Source organism: Clostridium sp. ZBS2 (assembly GCF_023845855.1).
Lineage (GTDB): Bacteria > Bacillota > Clostridia > Clostridiales > Clostridiaceae > Clostridium > Clostridium aquiflavi.
The window spans coordinates 46958-63856 of the sequence record NZ_JAMQIF010000007.1 but is presented as its reverse complement, the minus strand read 5'-3'; the positions used below and the strand labels follow the sequence as shown (position 1 = coordinate 63856).

Genomic DNA, 16899 nt, shown 5'->3' with positions numbered 1-16899 from the left:
CTAAAACAGAGCCAATAATAAAAAGGAGACAAATAGTTTATGATAGGTCTTGTTTTAGAAGGTGGAGCATTTAGAGGGCTTTTTACTGCAGGGGTTTTAGATGCTTTGATAGATATAAATATTGATATGAAATATATAGTAGGTGTATCAGCGGGGATTACTAATGGTTACTCATTTGTTTCAAAACAAAGAGGAAGAAATTTAGAAGTTATGGAAAGATTCATAAATCATAAAAGATATGTTGGGTATAATAATTTATTAAAATGTAGATCAATAATGGACATGGATTTTGTTTTTGATGAAATTCCTAATGAATATTGTCCTTTTGATTATGAAGCTTTTAATAAATTTGATGGTAAAGTTTTAGCAGGAAGTGTTAATGTAAATACTGGTGAAGTAGAGTACTTTGATAAAGATTATTTAGAAAAAAAGAATACAATACTTAGAGCTACATGTTCAATTCCACTTTTATTTCAATTTGTAAAAATAAAAGATCAGCTTTATGCTGATGGAGGATTAGTAGATGCTATACCTATAAAAAAATCTATTTCTGATGGTAATAATAAAAATATAATAGTTTTGACAAGAAACGAAGGTTATAGAAAGTATGAATCAAGGGGAAATAAGTTTGCATATAAGTTATATAAGAAAAAGTATCCTAAGCTAGCCAATGCTTTAAGAAACAGACATATTTCATATAATGCTCAATTAGATTATTGTAAAGAATTGGAGAATAAAAATGAAGCTATAGTTATTAGACCAACAATAAGGATGGATGTAGGAAGGTTTGAACGAAATAAGGATAAACTAAAAGCAATTTATAATAATGGATATAATGAAACTATGAAGATTAAAGATGAGTTAATAAAATTTATTGATTAAAAATAATATGGTATTGAATTTATTTAAAACCATATTCAATTAGGTAGTTGCAATAAAAGTATAAGTAAATAAGTAAATGGATTTTTATTTATTTACATATAATGTTTAGATAAAATTTAATTTATATAATAAAATGTATACTTAACAGATAAAAACTAGATAAAAAGGAGAAATAGTTACTTGGTTAATAAAGAATGTTCTAATAAAGATACAAATAACGAATTTATTGAAAATAAAGAAACTGATGAATCAGCAGAATTATATGATAATATGATGGATGATTTATTTGAGAAATATGAAAATAAAATGAATAAAATGTTTGTAAAAGGAGTATATTCTTTTGAAGTATCGGATCAATTAAAATCATTATCTAAGGAAGCTGTATATAATATAGCTAGAAATTTAGGTATGAGTAAAATTTCAACATTAAATAAAGATGCTTTAATTGAAAAAGTTCTTAATGAATATACTCAAATAATTGCAAAACAATTTATATATTTTGAAGAAGAAAGATTTAATATTCTAAAGAGTTATCTTAATAATGATGGAGTAAAAATCTTTGATGATATTGATGCTTATGAACTTAGTAGAACAGCATATTTTATGCAACAAGGAATTATATTTCCGTCAACAAAAGAAGAAAAAGCAGTATTTTTAATGCCAAAAATAGTTCAAGATATAATAATGGAAAAAGATACTACTGAATATATAGAGAGATTAAAAAGAAATAAAGAAGTGCTAGATGTATATAGAGGATTAAATAAAACATATGGTATCGTAAATACTAAGGATGTTATAGCGCTATTACAAAGATATGATATAGAAGATTCAAATGAATGTAATATTAATGAAATAATAAAAGAAGCTCAATATTATTACAGAGAATATAGAGAAGAAAAAGGAATTTTTATAAATAATAATATAGAAAATTGGTCAGATTTATTAAAGGATATAGAAAAAGATAATAAAAATTTAGAATATTATAATATAGATAAAAATGAATTATTGGATATGCTTGATTCAAAATTCATATATAAGAGTAAATTTGGAAAGTCATTCTTTAAAGAGTTTACTAGTATATTTGAAATAGAAAAAGAAATGGTATATCAAATAATGGATGATTTATCATTTGATATTCAAGATAATGATATAGATGATACAATAAATAGTTTGCTAGAATTAATAAATGCAAATAACTTAGAACTTAGAACTTATGTAAAAGGTGTAGCAACTAAATTTTTAAGTAATATAAGACTTTGGAAATATAAAGGTGCTACAATTAATGAAATAAGTGGGAAAGTTATAGAAGTAAAATCGAAAGTAACTATTGGTAGAAATGATCCATGCATTTGTGGTAGTGGAAAAAAATATAAAAAATGTTGTGGAAAAAATTAAATAATAATTTATTAATAAATTATTTTTAAAGTCATAGAAAGTAATATTTTTATGGCTTTTATTTGTAAATAAATTGTTTTTCACAAATGTTAATATTTAAACATATATTAAATTAGTATCATTACATGGAGTTGAAAATTCGTGATATACGGGCTGATATTAGCTGGCGGTAAAGGAAGTAGATTATATCCATTATCAAGAAATAATCAACCAAAACAATTTTTGAAAATTATTAACGAAAAGAGCTTTTTAGTTAATACAGTAGAAAGAATAAAGCCATTAATAAATAGAGAAAATATTTATGTTGTAACTAATAAAGATTATGAAGATAAAATAAAAGAAGAGGTTAAAGATATTAAAGAAGAAAATATTTTTATAGAACCTGCAAATAAAGAAACTGCTACATGCATAGGGCTCTCTGCAGTTAAGCTTTTAAAACAAGATGCAGATGCAGTTATGGTAGTGTTACCATCAGATCACTATATCCAAGGTGAGAAAGAATATTTAGATACCCTATCACAAGCAGTAGAAATGGCTAATAGAAGAAGGTGCATAGTAACTTTAGGTATAGAGCCTACACGCCCAGAAACAGGATATGGATATATAGAAATGGGAGATAGATCAACAGGTAATATATCTACTTATAGAATTGCTAGATTTACAGAAAAGCCAAATTTAGAAGTTGCTAAGGACTTTTTATTAAAGGGAACTTATTTATGGAACTCCGGTATGTTTGTTTTTAGAGCAGATGTTATTTTAAGAGAAATAGAAAAATATATTCCTAAAATGCACAGATCATTAATGGAAATATATAAGCATATAGGAGAAGAGGATGAAGAACAAATAATTAAAGAAGAATACGATATTATTGATGGAATATCAATAGATTTTGGAGTTATGCAAAAAACACGAAAAGCCTTTGTAATAAAGTGCGATTTTAATTGGGATGATATAGGAAGTTTTAATGCTCTGAGTAGATTCTTAGGTAAATATAGAAGTAATAGCATATCTAAAAATGTTTATATGGAAGACTGTGAAAGTTGCTCCGTATTTGGAGAAAAAAATTTAATAATAGGTTTTGGAATAAAAGATTTGGTAATAGTGGATGCTGGAGATGTTATTTTAGTTATGGATAAAAACAAAGATCAAGAGATAAAGCATCTGCTAAATAAATTGAGTGATGAAAATAAATATAATGAATTTTTATGATATTTAAATTTATAATATTTAAAAATATAGAGTATTAAAAAGGATAGATTTCTTAAAATCAGTACCTATGCTTTTTAACACTCTTATTTTTAATTTCATAATAAATTTATCAATAAATAGAAAATTATAAAAATTATATAGTATAATTCTAAAAATAACATAAAAAATACTTATAAAAGCATTGTAAATTGAATTATATAATATTATTATAAGAATAGATTAACTATTTATTATTAATAAAAAATGTTTTTAATAATAATAATAAGTGAGAGGGTGTGTATAGAATTGATGATCAATACTCATAAAGTTATTGCAGAGAGTATTTTAAATTACACAAATAGTAAGAGTATTTATTTAATCAATGATTATAGATTTATATGGGGTAATATAAAACCAGATTGTGTGCTTAAATATAAAATGATAAAACATTATTTTATTGAGAGTATAGATATTATTATTAAAAAAATTGAAAAGTTATGTTCTCTATCTTTACAAGATGTTTATTATAAAATGTCTGTTAATAAATTTAGTGAAGAACTTGGTGTTATTTGTCACTTTATGTGCGATTTTTTTTGTGCTCCTCATTATTATAGATGGGAATTTAAGAGTACAAGTCAAGTTAAAAATCATGTTATCTATGAAAAAGATTTAGCTAAAATTGCCAAAGAATTCAATTCAAAGGGAATTATAACTTCCAATGTAGATGTAGATAATATTAAAAAATTTATTTACGATTTACAAAATCAATATGACGGCTCTTTAGATTTTAAGAATGATTTAACATATGCCTATTATGTTTGTAATAGTATAGTGAATATGGTTTTAAATAAAGTATTTTTAAATGAGTGCAATTTATCAAAAGTAGTATAATTAGATTGTGATTAAGAAACTTATTTTTATAAGTTTCTTTTTTTAGTTGCATAAATGGAAATATAGGAATATAATATAAAAAAACATATGAATGATTAAACATATGAACAAGTGAACGGAGGAATCGATTATGAATAACGAAAGTAATTTTGTAGAAAGCTGTAAATGTAATATTATACATGAAGATACAGTAATGAAGGTAAAAGACTCATTACCACAAGAAGAAACATTATATGATTTAGCGGAATTCTTTAAGGTTTTTGGAGATTCTACAAGAATTAAAATAATATGTGCATTATTTGAATCGGAATTGTGTGTTTGTGATATGGCAGCTCTTTTAGGAATGACTCAATCAGCCATATCTCATCAATTAAGAACATTAAAATCAGCTAGATTAGTTAAATTTAGAAGAGAAGGAAAAGTAATTTATTATTCATTAGATGATGAACATATAAAACATATATTTGACGAAGGATTTAAACATATTACTGAATAAGGGGGATTAGATTAATTATGGAAAATGAACTTAAACTTTTACTTAAAGGTTTGGATTGTGCTAATTGTGCTAACAAAATTGAAAGAAAAGTCAATGATATAGAAGAGGTTATTGAAGCTAATATGAATTTTTCTTTAGGAAAATTAACTGTTAAATTGCATGAAAATAAGGATAAAGATAAAGTTTTTAATGTTATTAAAGATATAATTAATAAATTAGAACCAGATGTAATTGTAATTCATCAAAAAAATAATTTTAATAATAATTTAAATATAAAAAAATTAGATTATGGTGAAAAATGTAATAAATCTTGTTGTAGTCATGATCATTATTCAGCTCATAATCATATTGCTAAGCAAATACATTCTCATGATAATGAGCATAATCATATTGAAAATATCTCACATAGTCACGAATTAAATGAGAAGACAGGCTTCTTTAATAAAAAGAATTTTTTTTATGAAAATCAAATATTTATAATAGGATTAATTTTATATTTAATTGCTATTTTGTTTAAAGAAAATAGTTATTTAGACATTTCTATATTTGTTCTTAGTTATATTTTAATTGGTGGTGATGTATTAAAAACTGCTTTTAAAAATATTTTAAGAGGTGAAATTTTTGATGAAAATTTCTTGATGACTATAGCAACAGTAGGGGCATTAGCAATAGGTGAATATCCAGAAGCTGTTGGAGTTATGATGTTTTATAAGATAGGGGAATTATTTCAAGGATATGCAGTCAATAAATCAAGAAAATCTATAACATCACTTATGAATATACGTCCAGAGTATGCAAATATAATTACTGAACATGGAGAAAAAAGGGTATCTCCAGAGGAAGTTAAAATTAATGATTTTATAGTTATAAAACCTGGAGAAAGGATACCTCTTGATGGTATAGTAACAGACGGAAAAGGAAGTATAGATACATCAGCATTAACAGGGGAATCACTTCCTAGAGAAGTCAATATAGGTGATGAATTATTATCAGGAAGCATAAACTTAAGTTCAGTTATAAAATTAAAAGTCACTAAAATTTTTAGTGAATCAACAGTGTCTAAAATATTAAACTTAGTAGAAAATTCAAGTAGTAAAAAAGCTAAGACAGAGAAGTTTATTACTAAATTTTCAAGACTATATACTCCAATAGTAGTGTTTTTAGCAATAGCTGTTGCGATAATTCCTCCAATTATAATTCCAGGGCAAGTATTTTCAGATTGGATATATAGAGCATTAATCTTTTTAGTAATATCATGTCCATGTGCACTAGTAATTTCTGTTCCATTAGGACTTTTTGCAGGAATTGGAGGGGCATCTAAAAAGGGGATTTTAATAAAGGGTGGAAACTATATTGAAGTTTTAAAAAATGTTGAAACTATTGTATTTGATAAAACAGGAACTTTAACAAAAGGAGTATTTAAAGTTACAGAAATTAATTCAATAGACATGAATAAAGAAGACTTTTTAAGAATTGTGGCTTTAGGTGAAAGTTTTTCTAATCATCCAATTGCTCAATCAATAGTAAAAGAATTTAAAGGTAAATTAGAAAAGAAACAGGTAGAAAATTATCAAGAATTATCTGGACACGGAGTAAAAGCTACAATTGAAGGGAAAAATGTTATATTAGGTAATTATAAGTTACTTGAAGATAATCATATTAATATAGAAAAAGTAGAAAAAACAGGAACTGTAGTATATGTTGTAATAAATAATAAATATAGTGGGAATATAGTAATAGCAGATCAAATAAAGGAAGATTCAATTGAAGCAATCAAAAAATTAAAAATGATTGGAATAAAGAAAACGGTAATGCTTACGGGTGATAATAAGAGTGTAGCAAACAGTGTTGCAAAAAATATAGGTGTAGATCAAGTGAAGAGTGAGCTTTTACCAGGGGATAAAGTATTAGAGATTGAAAAGTTAATATCTAGTAGCACTTCAAAAGGTAAAGTAATGTTTGTTGGTGATGGAATAAATGATGCACCGGTTCTTGCAAGAGCCGATATAGGTATCGCAATGGGGGGTATAGGATCTGATGCAGCAATAGAAGCAGCAGATGTTGTTCTTATGAAAGATAACCCCTTAGCATTAGTTGATGCAATAAAAATAGCAAAGAAAACTAATTCTATATTATGGCAAAATATAATTTTTGCTCTTGGGGTAAAGATATTTGTATTACTATTAGGTGCATTAGGAATTGCAAATATGTGGGAAGCAGTATTTGCGGATGTAGGTGTTACTTTAATTGCTATATTAAATTCTATGAGGAGTTTAAAAAACTAATTAAATTAAAGGCTCTGTTTTAAATGTGACAATACTCATTTTAGCATTCCTAAGTTCAATTACTCCGCTTACTTTGCTTATGCATATATCAACACTCTGATAAAACAGAGACAAATTAAAAAAAGAGTTATATTTTATAATAAATCATAAAATAATAATAAGAGCAGCTTTTAATGTAGCTGCTCTTAAATTTTTTGAATTTTAATTTAATACTACTATGTAAACATTTTTAATTTTTATAAAAAATAATTATTAAAGATAAGCCTAGAAAAAAATAAAATTTTATATTATGATAAAATATAGGTGATTTTTATATCAACTTATAATTTTGTTTAGATGATAATGATTTACAGGTGTTTTAAGTATGTTGTATATGTGTTTTTAGTAAGTTATTAAAATAACATTTGTGTTATTAACTAGTATGTTAAAATAATATTTTTCTAATACTTTAAAGTTTAGATTTTAAGATTTATTAGAATAAATAGCAATAAATTGGACTTTTAGAGAAAAGATTAAGTATAAATAAAAAATAAGGAGTAATGATATGGATAAAAATAAGAATATATCTATGGCAGTTATAAAGAGATTGCCTAAATATCATAGGTATCTTAATGAACTTATGAAAAATGATGTAGATAGAATATCGTCAAAGGAACTTGGAGAAAAAATAGGGTTTACAGCATCTCAAATCAGACAAGATTTGAATTGTTTTGGCGATTTTGGTCAGCAAGGATATGGGTATAACGTTAAGGAATTATATACGCAAATTAACTCAATATTAGGATTAGATAAGGAATATAATGCTGTTTTAATTGGGGCAGGTAATATAGGGCAGGCAATAGCTAATTATACTAGATTTGATAAATTAGGAATTATGATAACAGCTATTTTTGATGCAAATCCTAAACTTATAGGCATAAAAATTAGAGATATTGAAATTAGGGATATTGATGAATTAGGAAGCTTTCTTAAGTCAGATTCAATAGATATTGGAGTTATATGTGTGCCTAAAAAAAGTGCACAAAAGGTTAGTGATGAATTGATAAATGGAGGAATAAGAGGTATTTGGAATTTTGCACCTATAGATTTGGTTGTGCCAGAAGATGTAAAAGTTGAAAATGTTCATTTAAGTGAGAGTGTATCGACATTGATTTATCAATTACATCAGCAAAGATAGAGTGAGAATTTGAGGGGTTATATAAAAAATATGCTAATAATACAATATTTTATTGCAAATAATAATTATAAGTATTATAATTTAAGAAAAGAAAGATATTGGTTGCATATTTTTTTGCAAGCAATTGTTAATATTATAACAATTGGCGACAATTGTTGACATTATAAGACTATTACAAGCCTTTTATTTTTAAATTTAATTGTTAATATTATAACAATTTTAATTTAAAAATAAATTGTTAAGAATTGTTTAGAATTAATTTTTACCATATCTAAAACCTAAAAATACAAATTTATTTAAGTAAAAAACATAAATTTAAATATATAAGTTTAAGGGAGGATTATAAAGATGGAATTAAAAAATGTAATTCTTGAAAAAGAGGATCATTTAGCAATTGTTACAATTAATAGACCAAAAGCTTTAAATGCATTAAACTCAGAAACATTAAAAGATTTAGACTCAGTTTTAGAAAATTTAGAAAACGATAGCAATATATATGCAGTTATTTTAACTGGTGCAGGAGAAAAATCTTTTGTTGCTGGAGCAGATATATCAGAAATGAAAGACCTTAATGAAGAACAAGGTAGAGAATTTGGAGAATTGGGAAATAAAGTATTCCTAAGATTAGAAAATTTAGACAAACCTGTAATTGCAGCTATTTCAGGATTTGCTTTAGGTGGCGGATGTGAATTATCTATGTCATGTGATATAAGAATAGCTTCAGAAAAAGCAAAATTTGGTCAACCAGAAGCAGGTCTTGGAATAACACCTGGATTTGGTGGAACTCAAAGATTAGCTAGAATAGTAGGACTAGGAAAAGCTAAGGAAATGATTTATACATGCGATATAATCAAAGCAGAAGAAGCTTATAGAATAGGATTAGTTAATAAAGTAGTTTCATTAGAAAGTTTAATGGATGAAGCAAAAGCTATGGCTAATAAAATAATAGCAAACGCTCCAATAGCTGTTAAACTTTGTAAAGATGCAATCAATAGAGGCATGCAAGTTTCTATAGATAAAGCAGTCTTAATTGAAGCTGAAGATTTTGGAAAATGTTTTGCTTCTGAAGATCAAACAGAAGGAATGACTGCATTCTTAGAAAGAAGAGAAAAGAACTTCAAAAATAAATAATATTTATAAAATAAGTTAAAAATCTATTGCAGATTTATATATATTCATCATCAATAGAGTGTAATCAATAAGGAGGGTAATTTAATGAATTTCCAATTAACTAGAGAACAAGAATTAGTACAACAAATGGTTAGAGAATTCGCTGAAAACGAAGTAAAACCAATTGCTGCTGAAGTGGATGAAACTGAAAGATTCCCAATGGAAAACGTTGAAAAAATGGGTAAAATAGGCATGATGGGTATACCATTTGCTAAAGAATTTGGAGGAGCAGGTGGAGATGTTCTTTCATATATAATGACAGTTGAAGAATTGTCAAAAGTGTGTGCAACAACAGGAGTTATAGTTTCAGCTCATACTTCATTATGTGCATCAGTAATAAACGAACATGGTACTCCAGACCAAAAAGCAAAATACTTACCAGATCTTTGTCAAGGTAAGAAAATAGGTGCTTTCGGTTTAACTGAACCAGGTGCTGGAACAGATGCTGCTGGACAACAAACAACAGCTGTATTAGATGGAGATCACTATGTATTAAATGGATCAAAAATCTTCATAACTAATGGTGGAGTTGCTGAAACTTTCATAATCTTCGCTATGACTGATAAGAGCCAAGGAACTAAAGGAATTTCAGCTTTCATAGTTGAAAAATCTTTCCCAGGATTCTCAATCGGTAAATTAGAAGATAAAATGGGAATCAGAGGATCTTCTACTACTGAACTTGTAATGGAAGATTGTATAGTACCAAAAGAAAACTTAATCGGTAAAGAAGGTAAAGGTTTTGGTATAGCAATGAAGACTCTTGATGGAGGAAGAATTGGTATAGCTGCTCAAGCTTTAGGTATCGCAGAAGGTGCTTTTGAAGAAGCTGTTAACTACATGAAAGAAAGAAAACAATTCAGAAGACCATTATCAGCTCAACAAGGTTTACAATGGTATATTGCTGAAATGGACGTTAAGATAGAAGCTGCAAGACATTTAGTATATAAAGCTGCTTGCAAGAAACAAAATGGACAACCATACTCAGTAGATGCTGCAAGAGCTAAGTTATTTGCTGCAGAAGTTGCAATGGATGTTACAACTAAAGCAGTTCAAATCTTTGGTGGATATGGTTACACTAAAGATTATCCAGTAGAAAGAATGATGAGAGATGCTAAGATAACTGAAATTTATGAAGGAACTTCAGAAGTTCAAAAAATGGTTATCGCAGGAAGCATTTTAAGATAATAGAGGGAGGACTTTTATAATGAATATAGTAGTTTGTGTAAAACAAGTTCCAGATACTACAGCTGTAAAGATTGATCCTAAGACTGGTACATTAATAAGAGATGGTGTTCCATCAATTATGAATCCAGAAGATAAGCACGCATTAGAAGGTGCATTACAATTAAAAGAGACTTTAGGTGCAAAGGTAACTGTTATAAGCATGGGTCTTCCAATGGCTAAGGCTACATTAAGAGAAGCACTATGCATGGGAGCTGACGAAGCTATCCTATTAACAGACAGAGCATTAGGAGGAGCAGATACTTTAGCTACTTCAAAAGCATTAGCAGGAGTTATAGCTAAATTAGATTATGATCTAGTATTTGCAGGAAGACAAGCTATCGATGGAGATACTGCTCAAGTTGGACCAGAAATAGCTGAACATTTAAACATACCTCAAGTTACTTATGTTCAAGGCGTTGAAGCTAAGAATGAAGGAACTTTATTAGTAAACAGAGCATTAGAAGATGGATATGAAAAAATTGAAATAAAGACTCCATGTCTATTAACTGCAATTGAAGAATTAAATGAAGCAAGATATATGAATGTTGCAAACATATTCTCAACTAACGATGATCAAATCAAAGTTATGAGTGCAGATGATATAGATGTAGATAAGGCTGAATTAGGACTTAAGGGTTCACCTACAAAGGTTAAAAAGTCAATGACTAAAGAAGTTAAGGGAGCAGGCGAAGTTGTTAACAAGCCAGCTAAAGAAGCAGTAACTTACGTTTTAGGCAAATTACAAGAAAAACACTACATCTAGGATAATAGGAGGGTAATTTATTATGAATATAGCAGATTACAGAGGCGTTTGGGTCTTTGCAGAACAAAGAGAAGGCGAATTACAAAAAGTATCTTTAGAATTACTTGGCGAAGGTAGAAAAATTGCTGATAAGCTAGGAGTTAAGTTAACAGCATTATTATTAGGTAATAATATTGAAAACTTATCTAAAACATTAGCAGAACATGGTGCAGATGAAGTTTTAGTTGCAGATGACAAAAACTTAGAACACTACACTACTGATGCTTATACAAAAGTTATTTGTGATTTAGCAAATGAAAGAAAACCAGGAATATTATTTATAGGAGCTACTTTCATCGGAAGAGATTTAGGTCCTAGAGTTGCAGCTAGATTATCAACTGGATTAACTGCTGACTGTACATCATTAGATGTTGAAGTTGAAGATGGAGCTTTATTAGCTACTAGACCAGCATTCGGTGGTAACTTAATGGCTACAATCGCTTGTCCAGAACATAGACCACAAATGGCTACAGTAAGACCAGGAGTTTTCGGTAAAGTAAATACTGATGGAAGCAAATGTACTGTAGAAAAAGTAGAAGTTAAACTTGCTGATAGTGATGTTAGAACTAAAGTTGTAGAAATCATTAAAGCACACAAAGATGTTGTAGATATATCAGAAGCTAAAATACTTGTTGCTGGTGGTAGAGGAATGGGTTCAAAAGAAAACTTTACTTTATTACAAGAATTAGCAGAAGTTTTAGACGGAACTGTAGCTGGATCAAGAGCTGCTGTTGATAATGGTTGGTTAGAAAGAGATTACCAAGTTGGACAAACTGGTAAGACTGTAAGACCATCAATCTACATTGCTTGTGGTATTTCAGGAGCAATTCAACACGTTGCTGGTATGCAAGAATCAGATATGATTATAGCTATCAACAAAGATGAAACTGCACCAATAATGCAAGTTGCAGATTATGCTATAGTTGGAGATGTTAAGAAGGTTTTACCTGAATTAATAGCTCAAGCTAAAGCTGTAAAGAGTGCTGAATAATTAAAATATTATAGTGTAAAATTATTATAGATTTTAATCCTTCATTAAAAGATATTTCTTTTAATGAAGGATATTTATAAAACATTTAAGGGGGATTTATCAATGAAAAAAGTTTTTGTACTTGGTGCTGGAACAATGGGTGCTGGAATAGTTCAAGCATTCGCACAACATGGTTATGAAGTAATCGTAAGAGATATAAAAGATGAATTTGTTGAAAGAGGAATAGCTGGAATCAACAAAGGTTTAACTAAGCAAGTTGCTAAAGGAAGAATGACTGAAGAAGTTAAAGAAGAAATTCTTTCAAGAATTTCAGGAACTACTGATATGAAATTAGCTGCTGACTGCGATTTAGTAGTAGAAGCTGCTATTGAAAACATGAAAATAAAGAAAGAAATATTTGCTGAATTAGATGGAATCTGTAAGCCAGAAACAATCTTAGCATCTAACACTTCTTCTTTATCAATAACTGAAGTTGCTTCAGCAACTAAGAGAGCTGATAAAGTTATCGGAATGCATTTCTTCAACCCAGCTCCAGTAATGAAGCTTGTTGAAATTATCAGAGGAATGGCTACTTCACAAGAAACTTTCGATGCTATAAAAGAATTAACAGTAGCAATTGAAAAGAATCCAGTAGAAGTTGCAGAAGCTCCAGGATTTGTTGTAAATAGAATATTAATTCCAATGATCAACGAAGGAATTGGAATATTAGCAGAAGGTATAGCTTCAGTTGAAGATATAGATACAGCTATGAAATATGGCGCAAATCATCCAATGGGACCTTTAGCATTAGGAGATCTTATCGGATTAGACGTATGTTTAGCTATCATGGATGTTTTATATAATGAAACAGGAGATACTAAATACAGAGCTCATAGCTTATTAAGAAAATATGTAAGAGCTGGATGGTTAGGAAGAAAGACTGGAAAAGGTTTCTACGACTATTCAAGATAATATTACATTTTTGGACTCAAGCATTATGCTTGGGTCTTTTTTTATTGTTTAGGAATTTATATTTAATTTTACTTTTGTGTGAATTTTTGTCTTTAAGTAATATATTAAAGTGATATAATGTATTAAGAAAGAATTATTTTCTACAAGGAGCGTTTTAAATGTTAAAAGAAACAGCAATAAAATATTGGGATGATAAATACGATTTAAATTGTGCAGAGTGCTTAATATATGCATCAAATGAAGAATATGATTTGAATTTATCTGACGATGCACTGAAGACAATGGCGGCTTTTGGTGGAGGAATGGCTATAGGGGATGTATGTGGAGTTATTTCTGGAGCTATAGCTGTAATTGGAATTATGTTTACAGATGTAAGTGGACATAGGAGTCCAGTTGTTAAAGAGATGACTACAGACTTTATAAATAAATTTAAAAATAAGCTTGGAAGTAATAATTGTATTGAATTAAGGAAAGAATATAGAAAGTCTAAAAAAGAAGGAACTTGTATAGTTATGGTTGAAACTGCAGCAGATATTCTTGAAGGTATTGTAAATATATATGCTGATTTTAGATTAAATTCTAAGAGGCGCTAATTTAAAAATAAGACTCTGTTTTAGAAAAATGTTGATATATGCAATAGGTAAAGTGGCATTGTAATTGTACTTTTAGAACTCTTAATGAGTATTATCATATTTACTGCTTGTCTCAATTCTATATTGAGAGCAAGCTAAAATGGGACTATATTCATTTTAGTCTTCTTAAGTTCAATTACTCCGTCCATTTTACTTATGCATATATCAACACATATTAAAAACAGAGTTGTACTGTAAATAGAGAGGAGAATCTTATTTAATGGATTATAAAAGTATAGAGACTAGCAAAAATGGTGTAATTATAAGAGGGGTTAAAAATTTTAAGCTAAAACATATTTTTGAATGTGGTCAAGTTTTTAGATTTGAAGAAATTGAAGAGGATAATTTTATAGTCATTGCATTTGGTAAATTAATTGAATTAGTTCAAAAAAATGATAATGTATTTATATATAATACAACGGAAGAAGAGTTTAAAGAAATATGGTTAAATTATTTTGATTTAGATAGGGATTATTCTCTTATAAAAGAAGAATTATCTAAAGATGAATTATTAAAACAAAGCATAGAATTTGGAAGTGGTGTTAGAGTTTTAAATCAAGATCCATTTGAAATGCTTATTAGCTTTATAATTTCAGCTAGGAATAGTATTCCATCTATAAGAAAGACAGTAAATAAAATATCAGAACAATGGGGAAGCAAAATTGAATACAAAGGAAAAGTATATTATGCATTTCCTACAATAGAACAAATAAAAGATGCTAAATTAGATGAGATAAAAGAAACAGGGGCATCATTTAGAAGTAAGTATTTATTAGATACAATTGAAAATATATATAAGTCTATTAATAATGACCCAAAATCATCAGATGATGAAAGAAATATATTAAATAAATATGATTTAAATTATATAAGAAGTTTAAGTGATGATGACTGCCATACAGCTCTTCAAGAATTTAAAGGAGTTGGTGCAAAGGTAGCTGATTGTATAATGTTGTTTTCAATGGGAAAAACATCAGCTTTTCCAGTAGATGTTTGGGTTAAACGTGCAATGATGCATTTTTATAATGCAGAAGAAGGCTCATTAAATAAAATTAGAGTATTTGCAAGAAATAAATTTGGAAAGTTATCAGGATTTGCCCAACAATACTTATTTTATTATGCAAGAGAAAATAATATAAAGGTATAGAAATTAATAGTTAAGGGTTATTTATATAATAACTTTAATTTGGTAAGTTTTATAGCAAATTCAGAAAAATTTGAATAATATGATTATGACATGAATCTAATTAGTACTATGGTATAATTATCCTATCATTACATTAATATAATAATTTGCTGGGAGAGTGTGTGCGTAATATGTTCAAATTTGAAAATCAACTTATAAAGTTAAAACATGAAGTATTAAGTAATATTGTAAGATTAGCTAAAGAAGATAAAATAACTAAAGAAAATCTAGATAGAATACCTTACGATATGTTACCAGGGGATGAACCTCAATACAGAGAAAGTGTAATACATGAAAGAGAAGTATTATTAGAAAGATTGAAACTAGCAGCTGGATTTATTCCAAATGGAAAAGGTACAGATGAATTAATTAACATAGAAGATGAAAAACAAATATTATATGTTATAAAGAATGCATGTGATATGTGTCCAACTAAAAAGTTTGAAGTAACTGATGCGTGTAGAAATTGTATAGCACATAAATGTCAAAGTGTTTGTAATTTTGGAGCTATTACTTATGTAGATGGTAAAGCTTATATAGATCCTGATAAATGTAAAGAATGCGGAATGTGTAAAAAAGCATGTCCTTATGATGCTATTGCAGAAGATATGAGACCTTGTAAAAGATCTTGCCCAACTGGAGCATTAGATATTAATAGTGATAAGAGAGCCATGATAAAACAAGAAAAATGTGTTAATTGTGGTGCTTGTATGGCTGCATGTCCTTTTGGTGCATTAGAAGATAAAAGTCTTTTAGTTAAAGTTGTTAAAGAATTAACTAACACTGGAAATTTATATGCTGTTGTGGCTCCAGCAATAACTGGGCAATTAGGTCCAAAAACAACTTATGGACAAGTTAAAAATGCAATAAAGAAATTAGGATTTACAGATATGGTAGAGGCAGCGTGTGGTGCTGATGCAGTAACTGTACATGAAAGTAATGAATTTGTTCACAGAATGGAGAATGGAGACCCATACATGACTAATTCATGTTGTCCAGGATTTTTAAGTTATATAGAAAAAATGATGCCAGATCAAGTAGAGAGAATATCAGAAACAGTTTCTCCAATGGTTGCAGCAGGAAGGTTTATAAAGGCTAATGATAAAGACGCAAAAGTAGTATTCATTGGACCATGTACTGCAAAAAAATCAGAAATTTTAAGAGACTCGATAAAGGATGCTGTTGATTATGTATTAACATTTGAGGAATTATTAGCATTATTCGAAGGATTTGATATAGATCCAATTAACTTTGATGACATTGTTGTTGATGAAGCTTCAATCTTTGGTAGAGGATTTGGAGTTGGTGGTGGTTTAACTGCTGCTATTGAAAATTATATAAAAGATAAAGGGATAGAGTGTGATTTTAAACCAGTTAAAGTTTCTGGTGGAGCTGATATAAAGAAAACTATGATGATGGCCAAAATGGGGAGATTATCTGGAAACTTCATAGAAGGAATGATGTGTGAAGGTGGATGTATTAATGGGTCAGGAAAAATATTATCACCAATGAAAGCTAAAGCATCATTTAACAAAATTAATCAGCAAGCAAGCATGAAAAATGTATTGGAAAATTCTAAAATAGATGATTATAAAGATATAAATTTAGAAAGATAGAGTTTAATTCAAA

Annotated in this window: 15 protein-coding genes; all 15 read left to right on the top strand. The window is 28.2% G+C overall.

Going from position 1 to position 16899, the window contains the following annotated elements:
• Positions 1 to 39 precede the first annotated feature (39 nt).
• Complete coding sequence (locus NG918_RS04895; RefSeq protein WP_252224970.1) at positions 40 to 882, top strand: patatin-like phospholipase family protein; 843 nt, start codon at positions 40 to 42, stop codon at positions 880 to 882.
• 180 nt (positions 883 to 1062) lie between these two features.
• Positions 1063 to 2277 (top strand): SEC-C metal-binding domain-containing protein, encoded by a 1215-nt coding sequence (locus NG918_RS04890; RefSeq protein ID WP_252215227.1) that lies wholly within the window; start codon positions 1063 to 1065, stop codon positions 2275 to 2277.
• A gap of 141 nt (positions 2278 to 2418) precedes the next feature.
• Positions 2419 to 3486 carry a mannose-1-phosphate guanylyltransferase gene (locus NG918_RS04885; protein WP_252215230.1) on the top strand — a complete coding sequence of 356 codons (1068 nt, stop codon included), beginning with the start codon at positions 2419 to 2421 and terminating at the stop codon, positions 3484 to 3486.
• Between the two features lie 288 nt (positions 3487 to 3774).
• Positions 3775 to 4356, top strand: coding sequence for a zinc dependent phospholipase C family protein (locus NG918_RS04880; RefSeq protein WP_252215353.1), 582 nt, complete (start codon positions 3775 to 3777; stop codon positions 4354 to 4356).
• Positions 4357 to 4486: 130 nt separating this feature from the next.
• The gene (locus NG918_RS04875; RefSeq protein ID WP_252215234.1) at positions 4487 to 4852 is read left to right on the top strand and encodes an ArsR/SmtB family transcription factor; all 366 of its coding nucleotides are present in this window, start codon (positions 4487 to 4489) and stop codon (positions 4850 to 4852) included.
• Positions 4853 to 4869: 17 nt separating this feature from the next.
• Complete coding sequence (locus tag NG918_RS04870; protein ID WP_252224965.1) at positions 4870 to 7137, top strand: heavy metal translocating P-type ATPase; 2268 nt, start codon at positions 4870 to 4872, stop codon at positions 7135 to 7137.
• Between the two features lie 544 nt (positions 7138 to 7681).
• Positions 7682 to 8314: a redox-sensing transcriptional repressor Rex gene (locus NG918_RS04865; RefSeq protein ID WP_252215239.1), complete on the top strand. Its 633-nt coding sequence runs from the start codon at positions 7682 to 7684 to the stop codon at positions 8312 to 8314.
• Between the two features lie 348 nt (positions 8315 to 8662).
• Entirely contained in the window at positions 8663 to 9445 is a 783-nt protein-coding gene (locus tag NG918_RS04860) for a short-chain-enoyl-CoA hydratase (protein WP_252215242.1), read from the top strand.
• A gap of 84 nt (positions 9446 to 9529) precedes the next feature.
• The gene (locus NG918_RS04855) at positions 9530 to 10669 is read left to right on the top strand and encodes an acyl-CoA dehydrogenase (RefSeq protein ID WP_252215245.1); all 1140 of its coding nucleotides are present in this window, start codon (positions 9530 to 9532) and stop codon (positions 10667 to 10669) included.
• 19 nt (positions 10670 to 10688) lie between these two features.
• Complete coding sequence (locus tag NG918_RS04850; RefSeq protein WP_252215248.1) at positions 10689 to 11471, top strand: electron transfer flavoprotein subunit beta/FixA family protein; 783 nt, start codon at positions 10689 to 10691, stop codon at positions 11469 to 11471.
• 22 nt (positions 11472 to 11493) lie between these two features.
• The gene (locus tag NG918_RS04845; protein ID WP_252215251.1) at positions 11494 to 12501 is read left to right on the top strand and encodes an electron transfer flavoprotein subunit alpha/FixB family protein; all 1008 of its coding nucleotides are present in this window, start codon (positions 11494 to 11496) and stop codon (positions 12499 to 12501) included.
• A gap of 102 nt (positions 12502 to 12603) precedes the next feature.
• A complete protein-coding gene (locus NG918_RS04840) occupies positions 12604 to 13452 on the top strand; it encodes a 3-hydroxybutyryl-CoA dehydrogenase (protein WP_252215254.1) in 849 nt (282 codons plus the stop codon).
• 158 nt (positions 13453 to 13610) lie between these two features.
• Positions 13611 to 14045 carry a C-GCAxxG-C-C family (seleno)protein gene (locus NG918_RS04835; protein WP_252215257.1) on the top strand — a complete coding sequence of 145 codons (435 nt, stop codon included), beginning with the start codon at positions 13611 to 13613 and terminating at the stop codon, positions 14043 to 14045.
• A gap of 259 nt (positions 14046 to 14304) precedes the next feature.
• Positions 14305 to 15231 carry a DNA-3-methyladenine glycosylase family protein gene (locus tag NG918_RS04830; RefSeq protein WP_252215260.1) on the top strand — a complete coding sequence of 309 codons (927 nt, stop codon included), beginning with the start codon at positions 14305 to 14307 and terminating at the stop codon, positions 15229 to 15231.
• Positions 15232 to 15401: 170 nt separating this feature from the next.
• Positions 15402 to 16886, top strand: a complete 1485-nt coding sequence (locus tag NG918_RS04825; protein ID WP_252215261.1) for a 4Fe-4S dicluster domain-containing protein — start codon at positions 15402 to 15404, stop codon at positions 16884 to 16886.
• Positions 16887 to 16899 lie beyond the last annotated feature (13 nt).